This is a genomic window from Neoroseomonas eburnea, from assembly GCF_018129005.1.
Taxonomy (GTDB): domain Bacteria; phylum Pseudomonadota; class Alphaproteobacteria; order Acetobacterales; family Acetobacteraceae; genus Neoroseomonas; species Neoroseomonas eburnea.
The window spans coordinates 161,828-186,448 of the sequence record NZ_JAAEDL010000003.1; the positions used below are offsets into that span (position 1 = coordinate 161,828).

The window sequence follows — 24,621 nt, forward strand, 5'->3', positions numbered from 1 at the left end:
GTGAGGAGAGCGGCCGGAGGCTAGCCGGAGCAGCACTCGCGCGAATGTGGAAATTTATGCTGGCTCCGCACGTTTCACGTGCATGAAAGACAAACCACGGCCACACGCGTGCAAGGCCGTCGCTGGCGAGCGAAGTCGCAGGGCTGCGCGGAAATGATGCAGTGCGGCGGCCCGCGGCTCTGCGAAACGCTTCATCCATCGTTGCGGGCACCTGGCACGCCCCTTGCGTCGCCCATGACCTCGGTGCCGCGGAGGCATGCCATGCCCATCCTCGTCCAGGCGGAACCTTCGGCGATCGCGCTCGATCCCGCGCGCACGGCCGTCATCGTCATCGACATGCAGCGCGACTTCCTGGAGCCAGGCGGCTTCGGGGAGACGCTGGGCAACGACGTGTCGCTGCTCGCCGCGGCCATCGCGCCGTGCCGGATGCTGCTGGAGGCGGCGCGGGCCGCCGGAATGCTGGTCATCCACACGCGGGAGGGGCATCGGCCGGATCTTTCCGATGCGCCGCCCGCCAAGGTCGGCCGCGGCGCACCGTCCAGGCGCATCGGCGACCCGGGGCCGATGGGGCGCATCCTGATCCGCGGCGAGCCGGGGCATGACATCGTCCCTGCCCTCGTCCCGCTGGACGGCGAGCCGGTGATCGACAAGCCCGGCAAGGGCGCCTTCTACGCCACCGAGCTCGAGCCGATGCTCCGCCATCGCGGCATCGAGGCGCTGCTCCTCGCCGGCGTCACCACCGAGGTCTGCGTCCACACCACCCTGCGCGAGGCCAATGACCGCGGCTTCCGCTGCCTCGTCATGGGCGATGCCTGCGCCTCCTACTTCCCGGAGTTCCACCGCGCGGCCCTCGCCATGGTCAGCGCGCAGGGCGGGATCTTCGGCTGGGTGTCGGACACCACGCGCCTTCTGGCCGCCATGGGCGGCGCTACCGCGGAGCTGGAAAGGACTGGGGCATGACGACGGCCACGACGACGCGCCCGGCGCTGTGGACGCCGGGCGACTGGAACGCGCTGTTCGGCTTCGGCACGAACATCCTGGTCAACCTGCTGGTGCTGACCGGGCTGTTGCGCTTCGTGCTGAACATCCCGCCCGAGATCGTCTTCGGCCGCATCCTGCCGGCCGCCGGGCTGATGATGGCGCTGTCGACCTGGTACTACGCGTTCCTGGCGTACCGGCTGGCGGCGCGGACGGGGCGCGAGGATGTCTGCGCGCTGCCCTCCGGCATCTCGGTGCCGCACATGTTCGTCGTCGTGCTGGTGATCATGCTGCCGATCGCGCAGCGCACGGGCGACCCGATCAAGGGGTGGGAAGCCGGGCTCACCTGGGTCTTCATCCAGTCCTTCATCCTGATGGCGGGCGGCTTCGTCGCGCCCTACATCCGGAAGATCACGCCGCGCGCGGCGCTGCTCGGCACGCTGGCGGGGGTGTCGATCACCTTCATCTCCATGCGCCCGGCGCTCGAGATGTTCATGACGCCCGCGATCGGCCTCGCCTGCTTCGCCATCGTGCTGGCCTCGTGGTTCGGGGGCTTGCGCTATCCGCGCGGCACGCCAGCGGGGCTGGTCGCGATCGCCTTCGGCATGGCGGTGGGCTGGCTCGCGGCGCTGTTCGGGCTCGGCACAGGCGGGCGCAGCGTGGATGCGCTGTTCTCCGCCCTGGCGAATATCGGCTTCTCGGTGCCGCTGCCGGCGGTCGGGCATGTCTTCGGCGGCTTCGAGTTCCTCGGTATCATCCTGGTGACCGCGATCCCCTTCGGCATCTACGACCTGGTCGAGGCGATGGACAACGTCGAGAGCGCGGAAGCCGCGGGCGACGCCTTCCCGACCACGCGCGTGCTGACGGCGGACGGCGTCGTCAGCCTGATCGGCTGCCTGATGGGCAACCCCTTCATCAACGCGGTCTACATCGGCCATCCGGGCTGGAAGGCGATGGGCGGGCGGATCGGATATTCCGCCGCGACGGGGCTGGCCGTGCTGGTGGTGACCTGGCTCGGCGTCGTCTCGCTGCTGCTCGACCTGATCCCGGTCGTCGCGATCTCGCCCATCCTGCTCTACATCGGCATGCTGATCGGCGCGCAGGCCTTCCAGGAAACGCCGAAATCGCACGCGCCGGCCGTGGTGCTGGGGCTGGTGCCGCACCTTGCCGCCTGGGCGAAGACGCTGATCGACGGGGCGCTCGGCGCGGCGGGGACCAACGCGCATGCGGTGGGCATGGACAAGCTCGCGGGGCTCGGCGTGCTCTATCCGGGGCTCGAAGTGCTGGGCGAGGGCGCGATCCTGTCGGGGTTGATCCTCGCCGCCATCGCGGCCTTCGTCATCGAGAAGGACTGGATCCACGCTGCGGGCTTCGCCGGTGCCGGCGCGGTGCTGACCTTCTTCGGTTTCATGCACGGGCCGGCGGTGGGCTTCGCGGTCACGCCGGGGGTGGCGCTGGCCTATGCGATGATGGCGGGGTTCCTGTTCGCCTGCGCGCGGTGGCCGGTGCTGACGGCAGGACTCGAGCCAAAGCCGGCAGCGGCCGAATAATACCCGCGGCATGAGTCACCGACTCATGCCGAGGCCGCGACTGCGGCCCGCCGGCGATCCGGCGAAGCCAGGCAAACCGGAGGTTTGCGCCCGGCGTCTGAGGGCAGGAAGAGCTTCATACCAGCGGTCGCGAATAGCGGCCGCTGGTATGAGGCCGGGGGCGCCGCCCCCGGGCCCCCGCCGGGGGGCATGCGTGCCCCCCGGACCCTGCGGTGAATGGAGGCGTCCGGTGGACGGGGCGGATGGCCTCCGCCCCGTCCGCTCAATCCTTGAAGGGATCGAACTCGCCGGGTCCTGCCATCGCCACCGCGAAGGGGCGCAGGCGATGCAGCACGCGGACCGTGCCGGCGTGGTGGTCCAGCACCTCGGGCAGGCGGCGATAGGCCATCGGGCTCTCGTCGAGGTCGCCGCCGGAGAGCAGCACGCCGCGATCGCGCAGCCAGTCGCGCATCTGCTCGCGCGTGAAGCGGCGATGCGCCTCCTTGCGGCTGGTGACGCGGCCGGCGCCATGGATGGTGGAGAAGAGCGCGGCGCGCGACGCCTCGCTCTCCACCCCTTCCAGGATCACCGCATCGTCGCCCATCGAGCCGCCGACGAAGCCGCGCTGGCCCGGGAAGGCCGGCGTCGCGCCCTTGCGCACGACCCACAGCTCGCGCCCGCCATGCGTCTCCTTCCAGGCGTAGTTGTGGTGGTTGTGCACGCTGTCGGTGACGGCGCCACCGATGATCGCGCGCACGCGCTCCACCACCCATTCGCGCCCGGCATAGGCGTAGCGGCCGGCGAGTTCCATCGCGGCCAGGTAGCGCTGGCCGAGTTCCGAACCCTCATCCACCACGGTCGGCGGCACGTGCATGCCGTCGCGCCCGCCGGCGGCCTTCAGGTAGCGCGTGGCGCTGGTGTGACCCAGGCCGCGGCTGCCGAAATGCACGCCGATCCAGACCAGGCCGGCCTCGTCCTCGAACAGGTCCACATAGTGGTTGCCCGAGCCGACGGTGCCGAGCTGCGCCGCCGCCTTGCCGCGATAGTCGCGCATGTCGGCGGCATGCCAGGCCTCGTCGTCGTCCAGCACCTCGTGCTCGACGCGCGCGGCGTTGGCGCGGCCGATGCCGAAGGAGATGGTGCGGCGGATGCCGGCGAGGATGTCCGGCACTTCGTCGCGGATCCGCGCGACGGGCATGTCGAGCCGCACCGCGAGGTTGCCGCAGCCGATGTCGAAGCCGACGCCGCTGATGCTGACCTGGCCCTCATAGGCGATCACGCCGCCGACCGGCTGCGCGTAGCCGAGATGCCCGTCGGCGCAGAGCGCGGCCGCCACCGTGTTGCCGACGCGCAGGCAGTTGCGCATCTGCTCGATGGTGCCGGGCTCGTGCGATCCGAAGATCTGCAGCGGCGCGTCGCGATACGCCTCGGGCTGCGCGGCCATGATCTCGGCCTCGCGTGCGCGGGCCGCGTCGCGGCGTGCCGTACGCGCGGCATCGCGGAACTGCGTCCAGGCCGGCATGGTCTTGCCGGGCTTGTCGGGGTTGGGGATGCGCGCCTCCGGGTCGAGACCGGCCGCCATGGCCAGTTCGCGCGCAGGCGCCTCCAGCGGGTCGGAGCGACGCATGGGTGTACTCCAGATCTTGCGTAGTCTTGGGGAGGTGAACGGCGCGGAATGCGCGCCGCGGTGTGTCAGGCGAGGACGGGGTGCGACTTCGCTGGGCCGATCAGGCGGTCGCGCAGCCGCACCTGCCGTCCGGGCATAAACCCAGCCGGATTGCAGGCGACGACGATGCGATACGCGATCGGCGACATGGGTGACACACGAAACCTCGGCGGAAGGAGTTCCGCCGAGGGCGCGGCGAATACGCGAAACGATCGCGGCAATGCAAGCACAATCGGCGAGACGCGCCGGATCGGCCCGATGCCTGGCGTCGGGCCGGGAGCGCAAGGCGCGACCGCGCCCGGACCATCAGTGGACGGCGGCACGACAGCCAATACCAGCGGCACGAGTTCCTGAATCGCGCCGAGGCCGCGACGGGCACCCGGTCACCTTGCCTTGCAACGTGACCGGGGATCGGGAATGCGGCCCGCCGGTGGTCCGGCGAAGCCAGGCAAACCGGAGGTTTGCGCCCGGCATCTGAGGGCACGCAAAGGCGGATGCCGAAGGTCGCGAATAGCGGCCGTTGGCATAGGGCGCGCAAGCCAGGCGCGCGCCGGCGCCCGAGGCACGCGAAGACTCAGGCGGTCGCTGTCGGCGGCCGCCGACTCAGATCATCGCCATCCCGCCATTCACATGGATGGTCTGGCCGGTGACCCAGCCCGCCTCGTTCGAGGCCAGGTACACCACCGCCGCCGCGATATCTTCCGGCGTCCCCATGCGCTGCGTCGGGATGCGCGACAGCAGCGCGGCCTTCTGCTGCTCGCCCAGCACGTCCGTCATCGCCGTCTTCACGAAGCCCGGGGCGACGACGTTCACCGTCACGCCGCGCGTGGCGACTTCCTGCGCGAGCGATTTCGACATGCCGATCAGCCCCGCCTTCGCCGCGGCGTAGTTCGCCTGGCCCGCATTGCCGGTGACGCCGACGATCGAGGCGATCGAGACGATGCGCCCGTGGCGCTTCTTCATCATCCCGCGCAGCGCCGCGCGTGCCAGGCGGAAGGGCGCCGTCAGGTCCACTTCCAGCACCGCGTTCCAGTCGGCGTCACCCATGCGCAGCGCCAGCATGTCGCGGGTGAAGCCGGCATTGTTCACGAGGATGTCGAGGCCGCCGGCCTCGCCCTCGATCTTCTCCACCAGCGCGGCCGGCGCCGCCGGGTCGGCAAGGTCGGCGGGTGCCACGATGACGCGGCTGCCGAGCTCGGCGGCCAGCGCCTCCAGTTCCGCCGCGCGGCGGCCGGTGATCGCGACGGTCGCGCCCTGCGCGTGCAGTGCGCGCGCGACGCCCGCGCCGATGCCGCCGGTGGCGCCGGTGACGAGCGCGGTCTTGCCGGTGAGGTCGAACATCAATCTCTCTCCTGTCAGGCGCGGTCCGGGCGCTTGGCCATGGACCACCGCGTTTCGCCCGGCGGGCAATCCTCGATCACGCCGGCGAGGGAATGGCCCAGGCGCGCATTCAAGCCGCGCGCCTGGAAGGAATAGCTGCCGAAGGGCGCACCGCCGCTTCATCGGCGGCAGTCGGCGCGTCCGTCGGCTCGGGCCGGAGGCTCACAGGCTCTTCAGGAAGGCTTCGACATCGGCGGGGGTGCCGATGGCGAGCGCGGTGGCCTCGGGCGCGTTGCGCTTCATCAGCCCGGTCAGCACCTTGCCCGCGCCCACTTCCACGAAGCGGTCGCAGCCCATCGCGGCCATGGCGGCGACGCATTCGCGCCAGCGCACCGTGCCGGTCACCTGCTTGACCAGAAGGTCGCGGATCTCGACCGGGTCGATCGCCTTGGCGGCGGTGACGTTCGCCACCACGGGCACGATCGGGGCACGCAGATCGGCCTTGGCGAGGGCCTCGGCCATCACGTCCGCCGCCGGGGCCATCAGCGCGCAATGGAAGGGGGCGGAGACCGGCAGCAGCATGGCGCGCTTCACGCCTTCCGCCCTGGCGATCTCGATGGCGCGCTCGACGGCGGCGCGGGCGCCGGAGATCACCACCTGGCCGCCGCCATTGTCGTTGGCGGCCTCGACCACCTCGGCCTTGCCGGTCTCGGGATTGGTCGCGGCCTTGGTGCAGATGGATTGCGCGAGGTCGATCTCGGCCCCCAGCAGCGCGGCCATCGCGCCGGTGCCGGACGGGGTCGCCTTCTGCATCGCCTCCCCGCGCAGGCGAAGCAGCCGGGCGGCGGTGGCGATGTCGAAGGCGCCGGCCGCGGTGAGGGCGCTGTACTCACCGAGCGAATGGCCGGCCACCAGGGCAACGCGCTCGGCCAGCACGAAGCCGCCTTCCGCTTCCAGCGCACGCACGACGGCAAGCGAATGGGCCATCAGGGCGGGCTGGGTATTGGCGGTGAGGGTCAGTTCCTCCTGCGGCCCTTCCCACATCAGCCTGGACAGCTTCTGGGACAGCGCGTCGTCCACTTCCTGGAAGACGTGGCGGGCGGCGGGAAAGGCCTCTGCGAGGTCGCGGCCCATGCCGACGGCCTGGCTGCCCTGGCCGGGGAAGACGAAGGCGGTAGCCATGTTGCGCGCGTTTCCGTGTTGTGTCGGTCGATACGGCCGCGCGGGATGCGGCGCGGGGCGGCGGTTGTCAACGCCTGATCGCGCCGCGGCCCTGTCGGGGCCGCGCCGCCCTCAGGCGAGCACGGCGCCGGCCGCCAGCCGGGCTGGCGCCTGAGGGTCATGCGCCGGCAGCAGGATGGTGGGTTCCCGGGCGGCGAACTGTCGGATCGCCCGCAGCGTCGCGAGCGCCGTCGCCGGGTCGTTGGTCACGCCATCCGTCTGCCCGGCCAGCAGGTTGGCCTGGGAATAGGTCGCATCCCCGGCGAGGAACCAGGTCACCCCCTCCCCGCGCACGATCACCGCGACATGGCCATCGACATGCCCCGGCGTCGGAACGAGCAGGATCCGCCCATCCCTGGTGACGGGGCGGGAGGCTGGGAACGGCCCGACCGCCGGCCCGTCCATCGCCACGAGTTCGGGACTGAGCCAGACCGGCCAGCGCTGCGGCAGGCAGCCTGTCAGCATCCCGCGCAGCCCGCGCGAGACGGCGAAGTTCGCGCGTGGCCCGATGATCCGGCTGCGCGGGAAGTGATCGAGCCCGCCGGTATGGTCGTGGTGGAAATGCGTCAGGATCACCGCGTCGATCTCCGTCGCGGGATCGATGCCGCGGGCGAGCAGCCTGGGGCCGACCTCCTCATGCGGCGCCACGCGGATCTGCACCTGGCGGTAGAAGGGGTGCCAGCCGGGCAGGTAGCCGGGCACCGAATTGCGCCAGGTGTCGCCGGTATCGACCAGGAAGCGGCCCTCGGGGTGTTCGATCAGGAAGCAGAGGATCGGCAGCGGCTCGACCCAATGCCGGTCGCGGAAGATGTCGATCTTGCGCCCGATGGCGCCACGCCCCTCGGCGCCGACGCGCTGGGCCGTTTTCATGCGCGCCTTGCCGGTCTCGATGGCGCTGACGGTGATCATGGCGGGCTCCGGTAAAAACGAACGGACATTCGCTTTACATAACCGGCCGCCGTTGTAAAGAAGGAACGTTCGTTTTAGATCAGGGCGATGCCGAAGATCTCCGACGAGAGACGCGCCGCGCGGCGCATGCAGATCCTCGAAGCCGCCTGGCGCTGCTTCCAGGACAAGGGCCTCCACGCCGCGACGATGGACGACATCATCCGCGCCTCCGGCCTCTCGGCGGGCGCCGTCTATTCCTATTTCCGCAGCAAGGACGCGCTGATCCTGGCGGCGGTCACGACCTCGCTGTCCGGGCTGCGGGACCTGGTCGCCCCCATCCTGTCGGCCGAGCCGCCATTGCCGCCGACCGCACTGCTGGGGCGGATCGCGGCGGCGATCGACGGCTTCACGGCGCGCGAGGGCTACGACCTCCGGCGCATCGCCCTGCTCGGCTGGAGCGAGGCACAGCGCAACCCGACCCTGCGCCTGGCGATGCAGGGATTCTACGCCGCCTTCCGCGACCGGCTGGCCGAGGCGCTGCGGCGTCCGGGGGCGGGCGACGGGCGCGATGCGGCGGCGGCGCTGCTTGCCCTCATCCTCGGCTATGTCGTCCAGGCCGCGATCATGGGCGATGTCGATCCGGACGCGATGGCCTCGGGCCTCGCGGGGCTCGCCGCCGTGGGCTGAGAGCCTGTCCTGAAAGTCCGGCACCGGCCCGCCCCCCCGCGCACGGCGCTTGATTTCGGCCAGCCCCTGTGCTTAACGCCCCGCTCCCCTGCCGGGCGCAAGGCAAGCGCCCGGCTATGCCCGTTTGCGCGCCCCGTCCCGGGGCCAGGGCTGAGCCAGCCACAGGGAGATCACATGCCGCTCTACGAATGCGTGTTCATCGCGCGCAACGACGTCACCCAGCAGCAGGTCGAAGCGATCGCCGAGCAGGTCGCGGCCACCATCGCCGAAGGCGGTGGCGAGGTGAAGAAGCGCGAATACTGGGGCCTGCGCGGCCTCGCCTACAAGGTGAAGAAGAACCGCAAGGGGCACTACATGCTCCTCGGCATCGACGCCCCGGCCGGCGCGCTGCCCGAGGTCGAGCGCCAGCTCGGCCTCAACGAGGACGTGCTGCGCTCCCTGACGATCCGCGTCGAGGCGATCGACGAGGCGCCGTCGGCGGTGCTCGCCAAGCGTGGCGACGACCGTGAGCGCGACCGCGGCTTCCGCGGCCCCCGCCCGGCCGGTCGCTTCGGTTCCGGCCGCGGCCGCGAGCGCGGCGACGACCGCGAGGAGTTCCGCGCCCGTCCCCGCGACGACATGGAAGGCCCCGGCGGGGTTGAGGAGTAAGCCACGATGTCCGAATCCACCGACCTGACGCCCGCCGCCCGCCGCCCGGCCGTCGGCGCCCGCCGTCCCTTCTACCGGCGCAAGAAGTCCTGCCCCTTCTCCGGCCCGCAGGCGCCGAAGATCGACTACAAGGACGTCCGGCTGCTGTCCCGCTTCCTGAGCGAGCGCGGCAAGATCGTCCCGTCCCGCATCACGGCGGTGTCCGGCAAGAAGCAGCGCGAGCTGGCCCAGGCCATCAAGCGCGCCCGCTTCCTGGCGCTGCTGCCCTACGTCATCAACGACTGAGGACGGGGCCCCGGGCAGGAAGGCATGGCCGAGGCGATGTCAGGGCAGGGCATCCTGCGTGACCCGCGCTGGCTCGCGGCGACGGCGGGCGGCCTGCTGGCCGCGACGCTGTCGCTGTGGGCGATGCGCGGCCTGCCGCTCGGCTTCGCCGCCTTCTGGCTGACGCCGCTGCCGTTGTTCGCCGCCGGCCTCGGCTTCGGGCCGGGGGCGGTGGCGGGCGCGGCGGGGCTCGCCGCGGCGATCCACGTGGCCGTCGCCGGCACGCTTCCGATGCTGGTCTTCCTCGTCGCCTTCGGGATCCCGGCGGCGGCGATGGTGGCCGCGGGGTTCCGCGGCGGCCGGATCGAACCCGGCCTGCCGCTGGCGCTGCTCGGCATCTGGCCGGCCATCGTCATCCTGGCCGTGGCGGCGCATTTCGCCGGCACGCCGGGCGGGCTCGACGGCGTGCTGCGCGGCACGGTGGAACACGGCCTCGCCCGCATGGGCGGCAGTGCCGGCGCCTCCCTGGTGGAGGAACTGGTGCGGGTGATGCCCGCGGCGCTCGGCTTCTGGGCGGCGGTCTCGCTGTCGGTGAACGGGGCGGCGGCGCAGTCCGCGCTGGCGCGCACCGGCCATGCCATGGCGCCGACGCCGCGCTGGAGCGAGGTGCGGCTGCCCTCCTGGTACCCGGTGCTGCCGGGCGTCGGGGCCGCGGCCTGGCTGGTCTTCGGCGGGGAGGCGGATGCCGCCCTGCTCTCCGTGCTGCTGGTGCTGCTGCTGCCGGTCTTCCTGCAGGGCATCGCCGCGGTCCACCGGCGCTCGGTCGGCCGCCCGGGGCGCAACTTCATGCTCGGCGCCTTCTACGCCGGGCTCGTCATCCTCAGCGTGCCGGCCGCGATCGCGGTGACGGCCTTCGGTTTCTTCGAGCAATGGGGGCGGCGCTCCGGCCCGCCCGGAGGTGCAACATGATCGAACTCATCCTGATGCAGCGCGTCGACAAGCTCGGCCAGATGGGCGAGCTGGTGAAGGTCCGCCCCGGCTACGCGCGCAACCACCTGATCCCCTCGGGCAAGGCGATCCGCGCGAGCAAGGACAACCTCGCCCGCTTCGAGCGCGAGCGCGCCCAGCTTGAGGCGCAGAACCTCAAGCGCCGCGAGGAGGCCGAGCGCGTCGCCGAGCGCGTCTCCGGGCTGTCCATCACCGTGATCCGCCAGGCGGGCGAGAGCGGCGCGCTCTACGGCTCCGTCTCCACGCGCGACATCGCGGAGGGCTGCACCGCCGCCGGCCTCACCGTGGGCCGCGACCAGGTGCTGCTGCCGCACGCCATCAAGTCGGTCGGCCTGACCACCGTGCGGGTCGCCCTGCACCCGGAGGTTTCGATCCCGGTGGTGGTGAACGTCGCCCGTTCCCCGGAAGAGGCCGAGAAGCAGGCGCGCGGCGAGCGCGTCGAGGCCGAGGCGGAAGCCGAGCAGGCCTCCCTCGAGGCCGAGCTCGCCGCCGAGCTCGCGGCCGGCCAGGCCGAGGCCGAGCGCTGAGACGGCCGGCGCGGAGGCCCATCGCCTCCGCGCCGCCCCCCCTGCGGGACCCCGCCGCAGGGATTGATGCCGCGCCGCGGCACGTGACGCTTCCCTGCAACATGCGCGATCTGCAAATCTGGTTTCCCCTTGGCCGGGAGAAACCTGGATGCTGTTTCACCTCGCCCTCAAGCGGCTGATCCGCCACGGTACGCTCCGCGTCCGCTATCCCGACGGCACGCAGCAGACCTACCAGGGCGCGCCGGGGCCGGATGCCGGCATGCACATCGCCACCCCGCGCGCGCTGCGCGGCATGACCTTCAATCCGGCGCTGGCCCTCGGCGAGGGCTACATGGACGACGAGATCCGCCCCGAGGGCTGCTCGCTTTACGAACTCCTCGAGCTCCTGCTGCTCAACCTGATGGCCGGCGGGACGCATCCGGCGGAACGCGCGATGGAGGTCTGGCGCAAGCTGCGCCGGCGCATCGACCAGCTCAATCCTGCCCACCGCGCGCAGCGCAACGTCGCCCACCACTACGACCTCAACGGGCGGCTCTATTCGCTCTTCCTCGACCGCGACCGGCAGTATTCCTGCGCCTATTTCCCCACCGGGAAGGAGACGCTCGAGGACGCGCAGGCGGCCAAGAAGCGCCACATCGCGGCCAAGCTGAAGCTCGACCGGCCAGGACTGGAAGTGCTCGACATCGGCTCCGGCTGGGGCGGAACGGCGATCACGCTGGCACAGGAATACGGCGCGCGCGTCACCGGCATCACCCTGTCCACCGAGCAGCTCGCGGTGGCGCGGGCGCGCGCCGCCGAGGCCGGGCTCGCCGACCGCGTGACCTTCGAGCTGATGGACTATCGCGCCTGGACGCGCCCGGTGGACCGCGTCGTCTCGGTCGGCATGTTCGAGCATGTCGGCATCGACCACTACCGCCGCTTCTTCCGCGTGATCCGGGACGCGCTGAAGGAGGACGGCGTGGCGCTGATCCACGCCATCGGGCGCTACGAGGGGCCTGCCTCCACCAATCCCTGGCTCGCGAAATACATCTTCCCCGGCGGATATTCGCCGGCGCTGTCCGAGGTGCTCCCGGCCGTGGAGAAGAACCTGCTGCACGTGACGGACATCGAGATCCTGCGCATGCACTATGCCGAGACCATCGCGCATTGGCGGGCGCGCTTCGCCGGCAACCGGGACGCGATCGCGAGCCTCCTCGACGAGCGTTTCTGCCGCATGTTCGAATTCTACCTCGCCGGCTGCGAGCTGACCTTCCGCCATGGCGGCCACTTCGTCTGGCAGATGCAGGTCGCGCGGAAGCCCGACGCGGTGCCGCTGACGCGCGACTACATGTTCGAGGCGGAACGCCAGGCGGCGGAGCGGGCGCGGCAATCGGCCTGAGGCCGGCCAGGCTCCCGGCTGACCCGGAATCGGGATCCTGGCTTCGCGCCCAGCCGCCCCGCCAGCCCTGCGACCCATGCCGCCGAGCCTTGCCGATGAGGTCATCGGCAAGGCTCGGCGGCATGAGGCGGCTGCGCTGGCCGCCCCCCTTCAGCCGGCCGCGCATCCGCCCTATCGTCGCGTCTCGCCAGCACCGGACCCCATGCGCCTGATCGCAGTCTCGATGATCCGCAACGAGGCGGACATCCTTCCTGACTTCCTCGGCCACTGCGCCGCGCTGTTCGACGAGGTGCTGGCGGTGGATCATTCCTCCACCGACGGCACCGCCGAGATGCTGGCCGCGGCGGCGCGTCGCATGCCCCTGCGGGTCTGGCGCTTCGCGTGCCAGGGCAAGCTGATGAGCCTCGTCACCACCAGCCTGGCCCGGGAAGCCTTCGCACGGGGCGCCGACTGGGTCTTCCCGCTCGATGCCGACGAGTTCCCGCTGCTGCCGAACCGCGAGGCGCTGGAAGGACTGCTGACCGCGGCGCCTCCGCTGGTCGCCTGGCGATGGCGCAACCTTTGGCCGGCGGATCGGGGGAGCTTCGGGCGCTTCGCCGCAGCCGGCCGGCACGAGACGACCGCCCAGCAGACGGTCAAGATCGCCCTGTCGCGAAGGCTCGCCGAAGTCGCGCCGCGCTTCGTGATCGGACACGGCAGTCACGCTTGCGGCAGGCGCGCGGCCTGGCCGCATGCGCCGGAGCCCATCGGCGAGCTCTTGCACATCCCGATCCGCCATCCCGAACGCTTCGCGCTGAAGATCGGCATCAACCGGACCGCCACCGCGGCGCGACCCGACAGGCAGGCACGACAGTCGATCCAGTACGGCATCGAGGACGACCGGCTCGCCGCGATGATGACACCGGCGGGCGAAGCGGATCTGCGGCGCTTCGCGCTCGCCTACCCGATGCGGCCCAGGCGCGAAGAGGGCGTCGGGACCACCATGCCGCTCCCATGGGCGCCGATCGGCCGGCTGGAAGGCCTGCCTTCGCCATGCCGTTCGCCCGCCGAGGTGGCCGCACAGGAGGCGCTGCTCTCCTGGCGGGAGCCGCCCGATGCCCCGCACGAGACATGGGCCATCCGATTCGCCGGCGACGAGGCCGCGCTCGAGGCCGCGACGCCGGAGCGCGCGGCCCTGCGCCGCGCCGGCGGCGCGGGCGGTTCCTGATCGGGACGGATCACCCGTTCGGGTGACAATGCGCGCGGACCGGACGATCGGGAGCATGTGCCGCACCCCGGCGCCAGCGGAAGATGCTCCGGCGGCGGCACCGTCTTCGCCGTCATCCCCGTCATCCCCGCGATACACAGGGGGCGCGACGCGGTGGCCGGGTCTAGACTGGCGCCATGAATGAAATCGACCCCGCGGCGGGGGGCCTGCTCGGCCTCTCGCAGCGCCTGCCGCCGTCGAACCTGTCGGCGGAGCAGGCGCTGCTCGGCGCGCTGCTCGCCAACAACAAGGCCTATGAGCGCGTCTCGGAATTCCTCGCGCCGGAACATTTCGCCGATCCGATCCATGGCCGGATCTACCAGGCCATCCAGCGACGGGTGGAGGCGGGCCAGCTCGCCGACGTCGTCACCCTGCGCGCGGAGTTCGAGCATTCCGGCCTGCTGGACGAGGTCGGCGGCCCGGCCTATCTCGCGCAGCTCCTCTCGGCCATGGTCGGCATCATCAATGCCGGCGAATATGGCCGTGTCGTCTACGACGCCTATCTGCGGCGGCAGTTGATCGACCTCGGCGAGGTGGTGGTGAACCGCGCCTTCGGCGCGGAACCGGAACTCGACGCCAAGGGGCAGCTCGAAGCCGCCGAACAGGCGCTGTTCGAACTGTCGAAGGAAGGCGGCGCGGGGGATGGCGGTTTCGTCTCCTTCGAACGCGCGCTGACCATCGCCGTGCAGCATGCGGAGAAGGCCTTCAGCACGCCCGGCGGCGTCTCGGGCCTGACGACGGGGCTGCGTGACCTCGACGCCAAGATGGGCGGCCTGCACCCGTCGGACCTGCTGATCGTCGCGGGGCGGCCCGGCATGGGCAAGACCGCCTTCGCGACCAAGGTCGCCTTCGGCGCCGCGAAGTCGCTGCTGCGCGAAGCGCGGGAGAACGACCCCAACGCCGTGCCCAAGGCCGGCGTCGCGATCTTCTCGCTGGAAATGAGCGCGGACCAGCTCGCGACCCGCCTTCTGTCGGAGGAAGCGCGCATTTCCGGCGACCGCATCCGCCGCGGCGAGATCGGCCAGCGCGACTTCGACCGCTTCGTGGAAGTCAGCCGCGAGATCGCCGCCCTGCCGCTGTGGATCGACGACACGCCGGCCATCACCATCTCCGCGCTGCGGACGCGCTGCCGCAGGCTCAAGCGCACCAAGGGGCTCGACCTCGTGGTGGTGGATTATCTCCAGCTCATGCGGCCTGCCGCCGGCACGCGGCCGGAGAACCGCGTGCTGGAAATCTCGATGATCACCCAGGGGTTGAAGGCGATCGCGAAGGAACTGGCCGTGCCGGTGATCGCGCTGTCGCAGCTCTCGCGCCAGGTGGAATCGCGCGAGGACAAGCGGCCGCAGCTTTCCGACCTGCGTGAATCTGGCTCGATCGAGCAGGACGCCGACGTGGTGATGTTCGTCTACCGCGACGACTACTACCTGCAGCAGCGCCAGCCCAAGGAACTGAACTTCGACAATCCGGAGAAGTTCCACGAGGCGATGGAGAAGTGGCAGAAGGACATGGAACTGGCGCACAACAAGGCGGAGCTGATCATCGCCAAGCAGCGCCACGGCCCGACCGGCACCATCCGCCTGTTCTTCGAGGCCGAGTTCACCCGCTTCGGCGACCTCGACACCCATCACGACGAGCCGATGCGTGAGTGAGGCCCGCCTGTCCGAGCTGCTGGTCCGCCCGGCGCGGCCGGAGGACTACGATGCCTGGCTGCCGCTCTGGCTCGGCTACAACGCCTTCTACGGGCGGGAGGGCGCGACGGCGCCGGCGGAGTCGATCACGCGGCTGACCTGGTCCCGCTTCTTCGACGCGCTGGAGCCGATGGAATGCCTGGTGGCGGAGGCCGATGGTCGCCTGATCGGCCTTGCGCACATCATCTTCCACCGCAACACGATGCTCGAAGGGTCCACCTGCTACCTGCAGGATCTTTTCGCGGCGCCGGATATCCGCGGCCGCGGCATCGGGCGGGCCTTGATCGAGGCGCTCTATGCGCGGGCGCGCGCCGCCGGGGCGCAGCGCGTCTACTGGCATACCCACGAGACCAATGCCCGCGCCCGCGGGCTCTACGACCAGGTCGCCGCGCATGGCGGCTTCCTGCTCTATCGCAAGGACCTGTGATGCCGCGCGTTGCCTCGACCGAAGCCGTCCTCACCATCGACCTGCCCGCCATCGTCGCCAACTGGCGGGACCTGGCCGCGCGTGGCGCGCCGGGCGCCGTGGCCGGGGTGGTGAAGGCGGATGGCTACGGGCTCGGCGCGGCGGAGGTCGGGCGGGCCCTGCGTGCGGCAGGGTGCCGGCACTTCTTCGTCGCACAGCTCGCCGAGGGCCTGGCGCTGCGAGCGGCGATCGGCCCGGGGCCGATGATCGCGGTGTTGGGGGGCTTCGCGCCGGGGGAGGACGGCGACGCGGCGCTGGTGCCGGTGCTGAACACGCTCGGCGAGGTGGCGGCGCATGCGGCGGCGGGGCGGGCCTCCGGCGTGGCGCGGCGGGCGATCCTGCACGTCGATACGGGCATGGCACGGCTCGGGCTGGATGCGGCGGAGCTCGAGCGGCTCTCGGCGGACAACTCCCTGCTGGCCGGTGTCGATCTCCTCTATGTGATGACGCATCTCGCCTGCGCCGACGAGCGGACGCATCCGATGAACGCGGCGCAGGCGGCCCGCTTCGCGGCGGCCTGCGCGGGGCTGCCGGCGGTGCGGCGCTGCTTCGCCAATTCCTCCGGCATGTTCCTCGGCCCGGATTTCGCCTCGGACCTGTCGCGGCCGGGCTGCGCGCTCTACGGCATCAATCCGACGCCGGACCGGCCGAACCCGATGCGACAGGTGGTTCGGCTCGATGCGCCGGTGCTCCAGACGCGGGAAATCGCGCCCGGGACCAGCGTCGGCTACGGCGCGTCCTGGACGGCCGAACGGCCGACGCGGGTGGCCACGGTTGCGGTGGGCTATGCGGATGGCTACCTGAGAAGCCTCTCCGGGCGTGCCGTGGCGGATTTCCGCGGCCGGACGGTGCCCCTCATCGGCCGGGTGTCCATGGACCTGACGACCTTCGACGTGACCGACCTGCCGGAGATCGCCTCCGGCGACCGCCTGACGCTGATCGGCGGCCCCGGCTGCACGCCCGACGAGATCGCCGCGCAGGCGGGGACCATCGGCTACGAGGTGCTGACCTCCCTCGGCGCGCGCTACGTCCGCGACTACATCAGGGACTGAGGGATTGGACCTGGTGCTGAACCCCGTCGCCGCGGTCGGGCGGGCCGTCCTCTCGGCCTGCCGCGAGGTCGGCGCGCTGGCGCTGTTCGCGCTGGAGGCGCTGTCGCACCTGCTGCGGCCACCCTTCTACGGGCGGCTGTTCCTTCGGCATCTCGTCGAGATCGCCTATTTCTCCCTGCCCGTGGTGGCACTGACGGCGATCTTCACCGGCATGGTGCTGGCGCTGCAGTCCTACACCGGCTTCGCGCGGTTCAATGCGGAAGGGGCGGTGGCGAATGTGGTGGTGCTGTCCATCACCCGCGAACTCGGCCCCGTGATCGCGAGCCTGATGGTGGCCGGCCGCATCGGCGCCTCCTTCGCCGCCGAGATCGGCACCATGCGCGTGACCGACCAGATCGACGCGCTGACCACGCTGTCCACCAACCCGATGAAGTACCTGGTGGCGCCAAGGCTGCTGGCGGGGGTCCTCGCCCTGCCCTTCCTGGTGCTGGTGGCCGACATCCTCGGCGTCATGGGCGGCTGGCTGATCGGCACGACCAAGCTCGGCTTCGGGTCGACGGGCTATCTCAAGGCGACGATGGACTTCCTCGAGGTGATGGACGTCGTCTCCGGCCTCGTGAAGGCGGCCGCCTTCGGCTTCGTCATCACCCTGATGGGCTGCTGGTGCGGCTACAACAGCAAGGGTGGCGCGCAGGGCGTGGGCGCGGCGACGACGACGGCGGTGGTCGCCTCCTCCATCCTCATCCTCGCCCTCGACTACATCCTGACCGAGATGTTCTTCGCGCAATGAAGGACGACGTTCCGAAGATCCGCCTGCGCGGCCTCAGCAAGGCCTTCGGCGAGAAGCGAGTGCTCGACGGCGTCGATCTCGACATCCGCGCCGGGCACGGCATGGTGATCCTGGGCGGCTCGGGCTCCGGCAAGTCGGTCACGATCAAGTGCGTGCTCGGACTGATCGCGCCGGATGCCGGCACGATCGAGATCGACGGCCGCGACGTGCTGGCGATGAACCGGCGCGAACGCGAGGAGTTGAACGACCGCATCGGCATGCTGTTCCAGAACGGCGCGCTGTTCGATTCGCTCCCCGTTTGGGAAAATGTCTGCTTCAAGCTGCTGGCGCAGAAGCGCATCACGCGGCGCGCCGCCCGCGACAAGGCGGCGGAGGTGCTGGCGCAGGTCGGGCTCGCGGCATCCGTCGGTGATCTCTCGCCGGCCGAGCTCTCGGGCGGCATGCAGAAGCGCGTGGGCCTCGCGCGCGCCATCGCCGCCCAGCCGGACATCATCTTCTTCGACGAGCCGACCACGGGGCTCGACCCCATCATGGGGGCGGTGATCGACGGGCTGATCGTGGACGTGGTGAAGCGACTGGGCGCAACGGCGGTGTCGATCACCCACGACATGGCGAGCGCGCGGCGGATCGGCGACGACGCGGCGATGCTGCACAAGGGCAGGATCGTCTGGACAGGGGCGGCGGCGGCGCTGGGCAACACCGGCAATGCGCTGGTGGACCAGTTCGCCCGCGGGGAACGCGAAGGGCCGATCCAGATGGAGCTGCGCCGTTAGCCTGTCGCGCGCCGGTTGTCCTTGCGCCTGATCAAACCGATCAAATCGAATTCATCGATCGAATTCTTCGAAGAAATCCGTTGGACAGAATCCGGGGGCGCCGGCAATTGCTGCGTCGCACAAGGTGCACTGCACAAGGGCCCCATGGCCCGCAACCCCGAGGAGCGTGACCGCATGCTGACCGTTGGCGACAAGTTCCCCGCCTTTGCCCTGACCGCCGTGAAGGGCGGCAAGGAGGGCCTCGGCGGCCCCGGCGTGTCCTTCACCGAGATCACCTCGGACACCGATGCCGGCAAGTGGAAGATCGTCTTCTTCTGGCCGAAGGACTTCACCTTCGTCTGCCCGACCGAGATCGCCGCCTTCGGCAAGCTCGCCGGCGAGTTCGCCGACCGTGACGCGGTGGTCTACGGCGTGTCGACCGACAGCGAGTTCGTCCACCTGAACTGGCGCGTCCATAACGACGACATCCGCGACCTGCCGATCCCGATGCTGGCGGACATCAAGCGCGAGTTGTCCTCGGCGCTCGGCATCCTCGACAAGGCCGCCGGCGTGCCGCTGCGCGCGACCTTCATCGTCGATCCGGACGGCACCATCCAGTGGGCCTCGGTGAACGGCCTCAACGTCGGCCGCAATCCGCAGGAAGTGCTGCGCGTGCTGGACGCGCTGCAGACCGACGAGCTCTGCCCCTGCAACTGGGAGAAGGGCAAGGACGTGCTGAAGCCCGAGGAGCTGTTCAACAAGGCGGCCTGACGGCCGCGCGGATCGCGCACGCGGCCGGCCGCCAGGCCGCCCCCCCTCGCGGCTCGCCGCGGCGGGTGCCCGGCGGCCCTGACCGGGTGCGCGACTGGGGCCTTCGCCCCTCACAGAACCCTGGTCCCGCGCGCCCGGCCGGCGTGCGGGACATGTCCGTCCCGGAGGCACCGATGTCCCTCGAATCCCTGCGCGCCCGCCTGCCCGAACACGCCAAGGACCTGAAGCTGAACCTCGGTTCGCTGGCCGCCGAGCCGGTGCTGACCCAGCAGCAGCTCGCCGGCACCTTCGTCGCCAGCGCCATCGCCGCGCGCAACGCCGAGGTGACGCGCGCGATCCTCGCCGAGTTCGGGCCGAAGCTCTCCCCCGAGGCGCTCGCCGCCGCCAAGGCCGCGGCCGCCATCATGGGCATGAACAACGTCTACTACCGCTTCACCCACCTGGTCGGCGGCGACTACGCCAACCTGCCCGCCAAGCTGCGCATGAACGTCATGGCGAAGCCGGGCGTGGAGAAGGTGGATTTCGAGCTCTGGTCGCTCGCCGTCTCCGCCATCAACGGCTGCGGCATGTGCATGGAGGCGCATGAGAAGGTCGTCCTCCATGGCGGCCTGTCGAAGGAAGCGGTGCAGGCCGCGGTGCGCATCGCCGCCGTGGTGCATGCGGTGGCCGGCGTGCTGGACGCCGAGGACGCGCTCGCGAGCGCGGCCTGACCCAGCCATGCGGGAATGCGCCGAACGGTGCATTCCCGGCTCGGCCCCGGCACGATTCCGGATGGCGGCCCCGTGGCCGCCATTCGTCGTTCGCGCACCCGCCCTCAACTGCCAGGGTCGGCCGGATCCGGCACAGCCGCCTGCTCACGCAATCGCTGCCGCATGGCGCGCACGCGCGCGCGGCTCTCCGCCGGCCAGACATCGGCGGTATCGTAGAATTCCGGCACCGCCTTCGCACCCGGCGGCAGCACCACCCAGGGCAATTTGGTGGAGGTGTAGATGTGGATGTCCGGCGGGCAGCGTTCGGGCGTGTCCAGCGTGCCGACCCGTACGAAGCGGACCGCCGCACCGGCCTCCGGATAGTTGCTCCAGATCGCGACCCTGCAGGTCGGGCAGCGCGCGATGAGCTGGCCCCGGCCGCTGGCCGAGGGCGTGTAGACGATCTCGGGCTCGCCGGCCGTATGGATCACATGGTCGGCCTCGTAGAGGGCGTTGAGCGCATGCACCGTGCCCGTCTCCCGCTGGCACCAGGTGCAATGGCAGGCATGGACGATCAGCGGCGCGCCCTCGACCCGGTAGCGCAGCTGCCGACAGGTGCATCCGCCTTCCATGGGCGACCTCCCGTCACGTTTCCGGTGCCCGGTCCGTTCCGGGCAGGCCGATTGTCGCGCAGAGCAGGTCGGCGGCGCCACGACGACATGCGGCACCGGAGGCGGGGCCCGTCCTGAATCGACGGCCCGGCGCCGCCCATCTTGACCATCCTCCCCTGGCGGGGTGACGCTTCGTCCCAAGAGCCCGGCCGACCGGGACCGGGACGGTTGGAGGAAGCCGCCCATGCCGCTCTCGCTCAGGCCCCTGCATCCCCTCTTCGTCGCGGAGGCGACAGGGGTGGACCTCCGCCAGCCCCCGTCACCGGGCCTGGCGGATGAGATCCACCGCGCCATGGACAGCTACGCCGTGCTGGTGTTCCCCGGCCAGGAACTCGACGACGAACAGCAGATGGCCGTCGGCCGTGCCCTCGGGAAGCTGGAGCCGACGCGCGGCGTGGTCGACGCGCACAAGCACCGCCTGAAGCACCAGGAGATGAACGACATCTCCAACCTCGACACCGACGGCAAGCTGCTCGCGGCCGATGACCGGCGGCGGATGTTCGCCCTGGGCAACCGGCTCTGGCACAGCGATTCCTCCTTCAAGCCGATCCCGGCGAAGTATTCGATGCTGCATGCGCGGGTGATCCCGCCCGAGGGCGGCGACACCGAGTTCGCCGACATGCGCGCCGCCTGGGATGCACTGCCCGAAAAGGACAAGGCGAAGGTGAAGGGCCTCACCACCTGGCATTCGCTGATCTATTCGCGCGCGCAGCTCGGCTTCGACGAGTACACGGAGGAGGAGAAGAGGGTCTTCGCCCCCGTGCCGCAGCGCCTGGTCCGCCGGCATCCGGGCTCGGGGCGGGTCTCGCTCTACCTCTCGGCCCATATCGGGCGCGTCGAGGGGATGCCGGTGCCCGAAGGCATGGCGATGATCCGCGACCTGACCGAGCACGCGACCCAGCGGGAGTTCGTCTATCGCCACAGGTGGCGGCAATTCGACCTGGTGATGTGGGACAACCGCTGCACGCTGCACCGTGCCCGGCCCTTCGAGGACAGCACCTACCCCCGCGACATGCGGCGGGTCACGCTGGAGGATGCGGCGCCGACGCTGGAACAGCAGGCGGCTTGAAGGCCGGGGGGAGAGAACTCCCCCCGATCCCCCCTCCTTCCTTGATCACCTGGATGGGCGCACCCGGCGCGCCGGGCACTCCCGGCTGACCGACAGACAAGGGAGGGGGTCCGGGGGAGTTCCCTCCCCCGGCCTTCCGCTACTCCGCCGCCGCCTCCGCCGGTGCCAGCCACCGTTCCGCCGCCTCCCGCCCAGCATCCGCGAGCCGCGTCAGGAACGGCCAGGTGAGGTTGGCCGCATTGGCCTGCCCGGCATCCTCGAACCCATCCCACAGCGACAGGCGGTGCAGCCGCAGGCGATCGAGCTTGCGGCATAGGCGCGGGCGCAGCAGCGGCGTCTCCCGGCACAGTGCCCGCAGGTCCCGGATCGCCTGGAGTTCCCGCTTGAGCGGGGCGGAGAAGGCGATCTCCAGCGAACGGTGGCGGATGTCCTGGCGCAGGCGCGGGCTGCCCTCCCTCTCGTCCGGGGCAAGCTGCACCAGCAGAAGGTCCTCGGCGCTGCTGGCCTGGATCAGCTCGCGCAATGGCGGGTTGGAACTGTATCCGCCATCCCAATAGGGTTCGCCGTCGATCTCCACCGCCTCCCGCAACAGGGGCAGGCAGGCGGAGGCGAGCACGGCGTCGAGCGAAACCTCATGCTCGCGGAAGATGCGGGCCTCGCCGTCGCGGACGCGGGTCGCGGCGATCAGCAGCGGCAGGGGCCGTTCCGTCCGCAGCCGCGAGAAATCCACCAGGTCGCCGAGCAGCTCCCGCAACGGGTCCGACCCGGGCAGGGTCAGGGCGAAGGGCAGCGCCGGCAGATCCGCCGCGGCGAAGACGGAGCCGACGATCGGCAGGCCGGCGAGCCCGGCCCGGTCGGACAGCAGGCGCCAGAACCGCGCCAGGCGGGCGCGCGCCTCCTCCCGCCCGCCGGCGAGCAGGCCGTCGGCCATCAGCACGGCGTTCACCGCGCCCGCGCTCGCACCGCTCGCCGCGTCGAGCGGCAGGGAAGGCTCGGCGAGCAGCCGGTCCAGCACGCCCCAGGTGAAGGCGCCGAAGGATCCGCCACCCTGGAGCGCCAGGGCGAGCGGCCGGATCGCCGGATCTGAATCTTGTTGCATTGCAGCATGCCATTTGGGTGGCGAGCCGACCCGTGGCAAGGCGTGGCCAGGACTTCCGGGCGGCGTGTCCCGGTGCGACAAGGGCGCCCGGACCAGTGAGGAGCCTGCCCATGACCACCGAACGCTTCGATCTTCTTCTCCGCGGCGGGCAGGTCGTGATGCCCTGGGGGGTGGAACAGGCCGACCTCGCCATCCGTGCCGGCCGCATCGCCGCGATCGGCGACCTGCGGACGGCGGAGGCCTCGCAGGTGGTCGACTGCAAGGGCCTGCACGTGCTGCCCGGCCTGATCGACCCGCATGTGCATTTGCGCGACCCGGGCGACCCGAAGGTCGAGACCATCGGCACCGGCACGAAGGCCGCGGTGCTCGGCGGCCTGACGGCGGTGTTCGACATGCCGAACACATCCCCCGCCATCACCGACAGGGCGCGGCTCGATGCCAAGCGGGATGGGCTGGCGGGCGTCGCCCATTGCGATGTCGGGCTCTATGTCGGCGCCACCAAGACGAACATCGCGACGCTCGCCGAGCTGGAGCACCAGCCCAATGTCTGCGCCATCAAGGTCTTCGCCGGCTCCTCCACCGGCGACATGATGGTGGAGGACGACGAGAACCTCGAACGCGTGATGCGCGCCGGCCGCCGCCGCATCGCCTACCATTCCGAGGACGAGTACCGCCTGCAGGCGCGCAAGCCGATGTTCACGCCGGGCATGCCGCACCGCAACCACATGGTCTGGCGCGACGTGGAATGCGCCCTGCTCGGCACCAGGCGGCTGATGGCGCTGGCGCGCAAGACCGGGCGGCCGGCGCATATCCTGCACGTCTCGACGGCGGAGGAGCTCGACTACCTCTCCGGCTTCCGCGACATCGCGACCTGCGAGGTGCTGCTCAACCACCTGACGCAGACGGACGAGGCCTATGACCGGCTCGGCGGCTATGCGGTGATGAACCCGCCGATCCGCGACGCGCGGCACCTGGAAGCCGCCTGGGCGGCGGTGCGCGACGGGCGGGTGGACTGCGTCGGGTCCGACCACGCGCCGCATTCCCGCGAGGCCAAGGAACGCCCCTGGCCGACCACGGCGGCGGGGCTGACCGGCGTGCAGACCATCGTGCCGCTGATGCTCGACCATGTCAGCGCCGGGCGGCTGACGCTGCCGCGCCTCGCCGACCTGATGGGCACCGGCCCCGCGCGCGTCTATGGCGCGCTGAACAAGGGGCGGCTCGCGGTGGGCTACGACGGCGACGTCACCGTGGTGGACATGAAGCGGCAGCGCACCATCGAGGAATCCTGGATCGTCTCCCCCTGCGGCTGGACGCCCTTCGCGGGCCATCGCTGCACCGGCTGGCCGATGATGACGATCGTGCGCGGCAACCTGGTGATGCGGGAGGACGAGGTGCTCGGCACGCCGGTCGGCCGCCCGGTCGCCTTCTCCGACACGGCGCGCGCCTGATGCACGGCACCGCGGAGCCGGTGGCGGCGGCGATCACCTCCCGCCGCTCCATCCGCGCCTTCCTGCCGACACCCGTGCCGCGCGAGACGGTGGAGCGATTGCTCGACATCGCCGCGCGGGCGCCGTCGGGGACCAACATGCAGCCCTGGCGCGCCTATGCGCTGGCCGGGGATGCGCTGAAGCGGCTCTCCGCCGCGCTGGTCGCCGAGCACATGGAGGGCCATGGTGGCGAGGGCGAGTACCGCTACTACCCGGACGCCTTCTTCGAGCCCTACCTCTCCCGCCGCCGCAAGGTAGGTTGGGATCTCTACGGGCTGCTCGGCATCGCCAAGGGCGAGACGGAGAAGATGAAGCGCCAGCACGCGAAGAACTTCGAGTTCTTCGGCGCACCGGTGGGGCTGATCTTCACCATCGACCGACGGCTCGAGATCGGCTCCTGGCTCGACTACGGCATGTTCCTCGGCAACCTGACGGTCGCGGCACGGGGGATGGGTCTCGACACCTGCCCGCAGGCGGCCTTCGCCTCCCACCACCGCACCATCCGCGCGCATCTGCCGATCCCCGAGGAGGAGGTGGTGATCTGCGGCATGGCGCTCGGCCATGCCGATCCGGAGGCGCCGGAGAACGGCCTGGTGACGGAGCGCGCCCCGGCACGGGAATTCTGCCGCTTCCTCGGCTGGGACGACTGATCTGCCCGCCCGGCATGCCGTCGCGCCGACGCAGTCGGTGCGACCCGGACACGGAAGGGAGGGGGTTCGGGGGAGGT

The 24,621-nt window shown here is 71.0% G+C and carries 25 protein-coding genes; 19 read left to right on the plus strand and 6 right to left on the minus strand.

Annotated features, from left to right (window positions below; all coding sequences use genetic code 11):
- The first annotated feature begins 261 nt into the window (after positions 1 to 261).
- Together GXW74_RS04700 and GXW74_RS04705 are read left to right on the plus strand one after the other, a co-directional pair.
- The gene (locus GXW74_RS04700) at positions 262 to 960 is read left to right on the plus strand and encodes a cysteine hydrolase family protein (protein WP_211845121.1); all 699 of its coding nucleotides are present in this window, start codon (positions 262 to 264) and stop codon (positions 958 to 960) included.
- Complete coding sequence (locus GXW74_RS04705) at positions 957 to 2,528, plus strand: hypothetical protein (RefSeq protein WP_211845122.1); 1,572 nt, start codon at positions 957 to 959, stop codon at positions 2,526 to 2,528. Before GXW74_RS04700 ends, GXW74_RS04705 begins: the two co-directional genes overlap by 4 nt.
- 262 nt (positions 2,529 to 2,790) lie before the next feature.
- On the opposite strand, the gene GXW74_RS04710 is transcribed toward GXW74_RS04705, so the two are convergent.
- The 4 genes from GXW74_RS04710 to GXW74_RS04725 all read right to left on the minus strand — a co-directional run bounded on the left by GXW74_RS04710 (position 2,791) and on the right by GXW74_RS04725 (position 7,623).
- Positions 2,791 to 4,134, minus strand: coding sequence for an RtcB family protein (locus GXW74_RS04710; RefSeq protein WP_211845123.1), 1,344 nt, complete (start codon positions 4,132 to 4,134; stop codon positions 2,791 to 2,793).
- 642 nt (positions 4,135 to 4,776) lie between these two features.
- Entirely contained in the window at positions 4,777 to 5,514 is a 738-nt protein-coding gene (gene fabG / locus GXW74_RS04715) for a 3-oxoacyl-[acyl-carrier-protein] reductase (RefSeq protein ID WP_211845124.1), read from the minus strand.
- A gap of 201 nt (positions 5,515 to 5,715) precedes the next feature.
- Positions 5,716 to 6,675: an ACP S-malonyltransferase gene (gene fabD / locus GXW74_RS04720; protein ID WP_211845125.1), complete on the minus strand. Its 960-nt coding sequence runs from the start codon at positions 6,673 to 6,675 to the stop codon at positions 5,716 to 5,718.
- A 111-nt stretch (positions 6,676 to 6,786) separates the two neighbouring features.
- On the minus strand, positions 6,787 to 7,623 hold the full coding sequence (locus GXW74_RS04725; RefSeq protein ID WP_211845126.1) for an N-acyl homoserine lactonase family protein: 837 nt from the start codon (positions 7,621 to 7,623) through the stop codon (positions 6,787 to 6,789).
- An 87-nt stretch (positions 7,624 to 7,710) separates the two neighbouring features.
- Between GXW74_RS04725 and GXW74_RS04730 the strand changes: the two genes are divergently transcribed.
- The 14 genes from GXW74_RS04730 (at position 7,711) to GXW74_RS04795 (ending at position 19,589) form a co-directional block, all read left to right on the plus strand.
- Entirely contained in the window at positions 7,711 to 8,289 is a 579-nt protein-coding gene (locus GXW74_RS04730) for a TetR/AcrR family transcriptional regulator (protein WP_211845127.1), read from the plus strand.
- A 174-nt stretch (positions 8,290 to 8,463) separates the two neighbouring features.
- Complete coding sequence (gene rpsF / locus GXW74_RS04735; RefSeq protein ID WP_211845128.1) at positions 8,464 to 8,937, plus strand: 30S ribosomal protein S6; 474 nt, start codon at positions 8,464 to 8,466, stop codon at positions 8,935 to 8,937.
- 6 nt (positions 8,938 to 8,943) lie between these two features.
- The gene (rpsR, locus tag GXW74_RS04740) at positions 8,944 to 9,222 is read left to right on the plus strand and encodes a 30S ribosomal protein S18 (protein ID WP_211845129.1); all 279 of its coding nucleotides are present in this window, start codon (positions 8,944 to 8,946) and stop codon (positions 9,220 to 9,222) included.
- Between the two features lie 24 nt (positions 9,223 to 9,246).
- Entirely contained in the window at positions 9,247 to 10,170 is a 924-nt protein-coding gene (locus GXW74_RS04745; protein ID WP_211845130.1) for a DUF2232 domain-containing protein, read from the plus strand.
- Entirely contained in the window at positions 10,167 to 10,736 is a 570-nt protein-coding gene (gene rplI, locus GXW74_RS04750; protein ID WP_211845131.1) for a 50S ribosomal protein L9, read from the plus strand. The genes GXW74_RS04745 and rplI overlap by 4 nt, the downstream gene beginning before the upstream one ends.
- Positions 10,737 to 10,884: 148 nt before the next feature.
- Complete coding sequence (locus GXW74_RS04755; RefSeq protein ID WP_211845132.1) at positions 10,885 to 12,114, plus strand: SAM-dependent methyltransferase; 1,230 nt, start codon at positions 10,885 to 10,887, stop codon at positions 12,112 to 12,114.
- Between the two features lie 202 nt (positions 12,115 to 12,316).
- Positions 12,317 to 13,321: a glycosyltransferase family 2 protein gene (locus GXW74_RS04760; protein WP_211845133.1), complete on the plus strand. Its 1,005-nt coding sequence runs from the start codon at positions 12,317 to 12,319 to the stop codon at positions 13,319 to 13,321.
- A 176-nt stretch (positions 13,322 to 13,497) separates the two neighbouring features.
- Positions 13,498 to 15,009, plus strand: coding sequence for a replicative DNA helicase (locus GXW74_RS04765; protein ID WP_211845134.1), 1,512 nt, complete (start codon positions 13,498 to 13,500; stop codon positions 15,007 to 15,009).
- On the plus strand, positions 15,002 to 15,475 hold the full coding sequence (locus GXW74_RS04770; protein ID WP_338148140.1) for a GNAT family N-acetyltransferase: 474 nt from the start codon (positions 15,002 to 15,004) through the stop codon (positions 15,473 to 15,475). The genes GXW74_RS04765 and GXW74_RS04770 overlap by 8 nt, the downstream gene beginning before the upstream one ends.
- A complete protein-coding gene (alr, locus tag GXW74_RS04775) occupies positions 15,475 to 16,566 on the plus strand; it encodes an alanine racemase (protein ID WP_211845135.1) in 1,092 nt (363 codons plus the stop codon). Before GXW74_RS04770 ends, alr begins: the two co-directional genes overlap by 1 nt.
- A 4-nt stretch (positions 16,567 to 16,570) precedes the next feature.
- Entirely contained in the window at positions 16,571 to 17,356 is a 786-nt protein-coding gene (locus tag GXW74_RS04780) for an MlaE family ABC transporter permease (RefSeq protein ID WP_211845136.1), read from the plus strand.
- Positions 17,353 to 18,129, plus strand: a complete 777-nt coding sequence (locus tag GXW74_RS04785) for an ABC transporter ATP-binding protein (protein ID WP_211845137.1) — start codon at positions 17,353 to 17,355, stop codon at positions 18,127 to 18,129. The genes GXW74_RS04780 and GXW74_RS04785 overlap by 4 nt, the downstream gene beginning before the upstream one ends.
- A gap of 174 nt (positions 18,130 to 18,303) precedes the next feature.
- On the plus strand, positions 18,304 to 18,879 hold the full coding sequence (locus tag GXW74_RS04790; protein WP_211845304.1) for a peroxiredoxin: 576 nt from the start codon (positions 18,304 to 18,306) through the stop codon (positions 18,877 to 18,879).
- 173 nt (positions 18,880 to 19,052) lie between these two features.
- Positions 19,053 to 19,589, plus strand: coding sequence for a carboxymuconolactone decarboxylase family protein (locus GXW74_RS04795; protein WP_211845138.1), 537 nt, complete (start codon positions 19,053 to 19,055; stop codon positions 19,587 to 19,589).
- Positions 19,590 to 19,693: 104 nt separating this feature from the next.
- On the opposite strand, the gene GXW74_RS04800 is transcribed toward GXW74_RS04795, so the two are convergent.
- A complete protein-coding gene (locus tag GXW74_RS04800) occupies positions 19,694 to 20,200 on the minus strand; it encodes a GFA family protein (RefSeq protein WP_211845139.1) in 507 nt (168 codons plus the stop codon).
- Between the two features lie 223 nt (positions 20,201 to 20,423).
- Between GXW74_RS04800 and GXW74_RS04805 the strand changes: the two genes are divergently transcribed.
- The gene (locus tag GXW74_RS04805; RefSeq protein WP_211845140.1) at positions 20,424 to 21,308 is read left to right on the plus strand and encodes a TauD/TfdA dioxygenase family protein; all 885 of its coding nucleotides are present in this window, start codon (positions 20,424 to 20,426) and stop codon (positions 21,306 to 21,308) included.
- A 139-nt stretch (positions 21,309 to 21,447) separates the two neighbouring features.
- Here the strand turns inward: GXW74_RS04805 and GXW74_RS04810 are convergent, their stop codons facing one another.
- The gene (locus GXW74_RS04810; protein ID WP_211845141.1) at positions 21,448 to 22,407 is read right to left on the minus strand and encodes a patatin-like phospholipase family protein; all 960 of its coding nucleotides are present in this window, start codon (positions 22,405 to 22,407) and stop codon (positions 21,448 to 21,450) included.
- Between the two features lie 110 nt (positions 22,408 to 22,517).
- On the opposite strand from GXW74_RS04810, the gene GXW74_RS04815 reads away from it, so the two are divergent.
- Both GXW74_RS04815 and GXW74_RS04820 read left to right on the plus strand, forming a co-directional pair.
- Complete coding sequence (locus tag GXW74_RS04815) at positions 22,518 to 23,855, plus strand: dihydroorotase (protein WP_211845142.1); 1,338 nt, start codon at positions 22,518 to 22,520, stop codon at positions 23,853 to 23,855.
- Positions 23,855 to 24,544, plus strand: a complete 690-nt coding sequence (locus GXW74_RS04820) for a nitroreductase (protein ID WP_211845143.1) — start codon at positions 23,855 to 23,857, stop codon at positions 24,542 to 24,544. The genes GXW74_RS04815 and GXW74_RS04820 overlap by 1 nt, the downstream gene beginning before the upstream one ends.
- The last annotated feature ends 77 nt before the right edge of the window (positions 24,545 to 24,621 follow it).

Coding starts and splice junctions, on each gene's coding strand:
- alr (WP_211845135.1), top strand. CDS start 15,475: ATGCCGCGCGTTGCCTCGACCGAAGCCGTCCTCACCATCGACCTGCCC.
- GXW74_RS04760 (WP_211845133.1), top strand. CDS start 12,317: ATGCGCCTGATCGCAGTCTCGATGATCCGCAACGAGGCGGACATCCTT.
- GXW74_RS04765 (WP_211845134.1), top strand. CDS start 13,498: ATGAATGAAATCGACCCCGCGGCGGGGGGCCTGCTCGGCCTCTCGCAG.
- fabD (WP_211845125.1), bottom strand. CDS start 6,675: ATGGCTACCGCCTTCGTCTTCCCCGGCCAGGGCAGCCAGGCCGTCGGC.
- GXW74_RS04805 (WP_211845140.1), top strand. CDS start 20,424: ATGCCGCTCTCGCTCAGGCCCCTGCATCCCCTCTTCGTCGCGGAGGCG.
- GXW74_RS04705 (WP_211845122.1), top strand. CDS start 957: ATGACGACGGCCACGACGACGCGCCCGGCGCTGTGGACGCCGGGCGAC.
- GXW74_RS04800 (WP_211845139.1), bottom strand. CDS start 20,200: ATGGAAGGCGGATGCACCTGTCGGCAGCTGCGCTACCGGGTCGAGGGC.
- rplI (WP_211845131.1), top strand. CDS start 10,167: ATGATCGAACTCATCCTGATGCAGCGCGTCGACAAGCTCGGCCAGATG.
- GXW74_RS04700 (WP_211845121.1), top strand. CDS start 262: ATGCCCATCCTCGTCCAGGCGGAACCTTCGGCGATCGCGCTCGATCCC.
- GXW74_RS04820 (WP_211845143.1), top strand. CDS start 23,855: ATGCACGGCACCGCGGAGCCGGTGGCGGCGGCGATCACCTCCCGCCGC.
- GXW74_RS04815 (WP_211845142.1), top strand. CDS start 22,518: ATGACCACCGAACGCTTCGATCTTCTTCTCCGCGGCGGGCAGGTCGTG.
- rpsF (WP_211845128.1), top strand. CDS start 8,464: ATGCCGCTCTACGAATGCGTGTTCATCGCGCGCAACGACGTCACCCAG.
- GXW74_RS04730 (WP_211845127.1), top strand. CDS start 7,711: ATGCCGAAGATCTCCGACGAGAGACGCGCCGCGCGGCGCATGCAGATC.
- GXW74_RS04790 (WP_211845304.1), top strand. CDS start 18,304: ATGCTGACCGTTGGCGACAAGTTCCCCGCCTTTGCCCTGACCGCCGTG.
- GXW74_RS04810 (WP_211845141.1), bottom strand. CDS start 22,407: ATGCAACAAGATTCAGATCCGGCGATCCGGCCGCTCGCCCTGGCGCTC.
- GXW74_RS04795 (WP_211845138.1), top strand. CDS start 19,053: ATGTCCCTCGAATCCCTGCGCGCCCGCCTGCCCGAACACGCCAAGGAC.
- GXW74_RS04755 (WP_211845132.1), top strand. CDS start 10,885: ATGCTGTTTCACCTCGCCCTCAAGCGGCTGATCCGCCACGGTACGCTC.
- rpsR (WP_211845129.1), top strand. CDS start 8,944: ATGTCCGAATCCACCGACCTGACGCCCGCCGCCCGCCGCCCGGCCGTC.
- fabG (WP_211845124.1), bottom strand. CDS start 5,514: ATGTTCGACCTCACCGGCAAGACCGCGCTCGTCACCGGCGCCACCGGC.
- GXW74_RS04710 (WP_211845123.1), bottom strand. CDS start 4,134: ATGCGTCGCTCCGACCCGCTGGAGGCGCCTGCGCGCGAACTGGCCATG.
- GXW74_RS04785 (WP_211845137.1), top strand. CDS start 17,353: ATGAAGGACGACGTTCCGAAGATCCGCCTGCGCGGCCTCAGCAAGGCC.
- GXW74_RS04745 (WP_211845130.1), top strand. CDS start 9,247: ATGGCCGAGGCGATGTCAGGGCAGGGCATCCTGCGTGACCCGCGCTGG.
- GXW74_RS04725 (WP_211845126.1), bottom strand. CDS start 7,623: ATGATCACCGTCAGCGCCATCGAGACCGGCAAGGCGCGCATGAAAACG.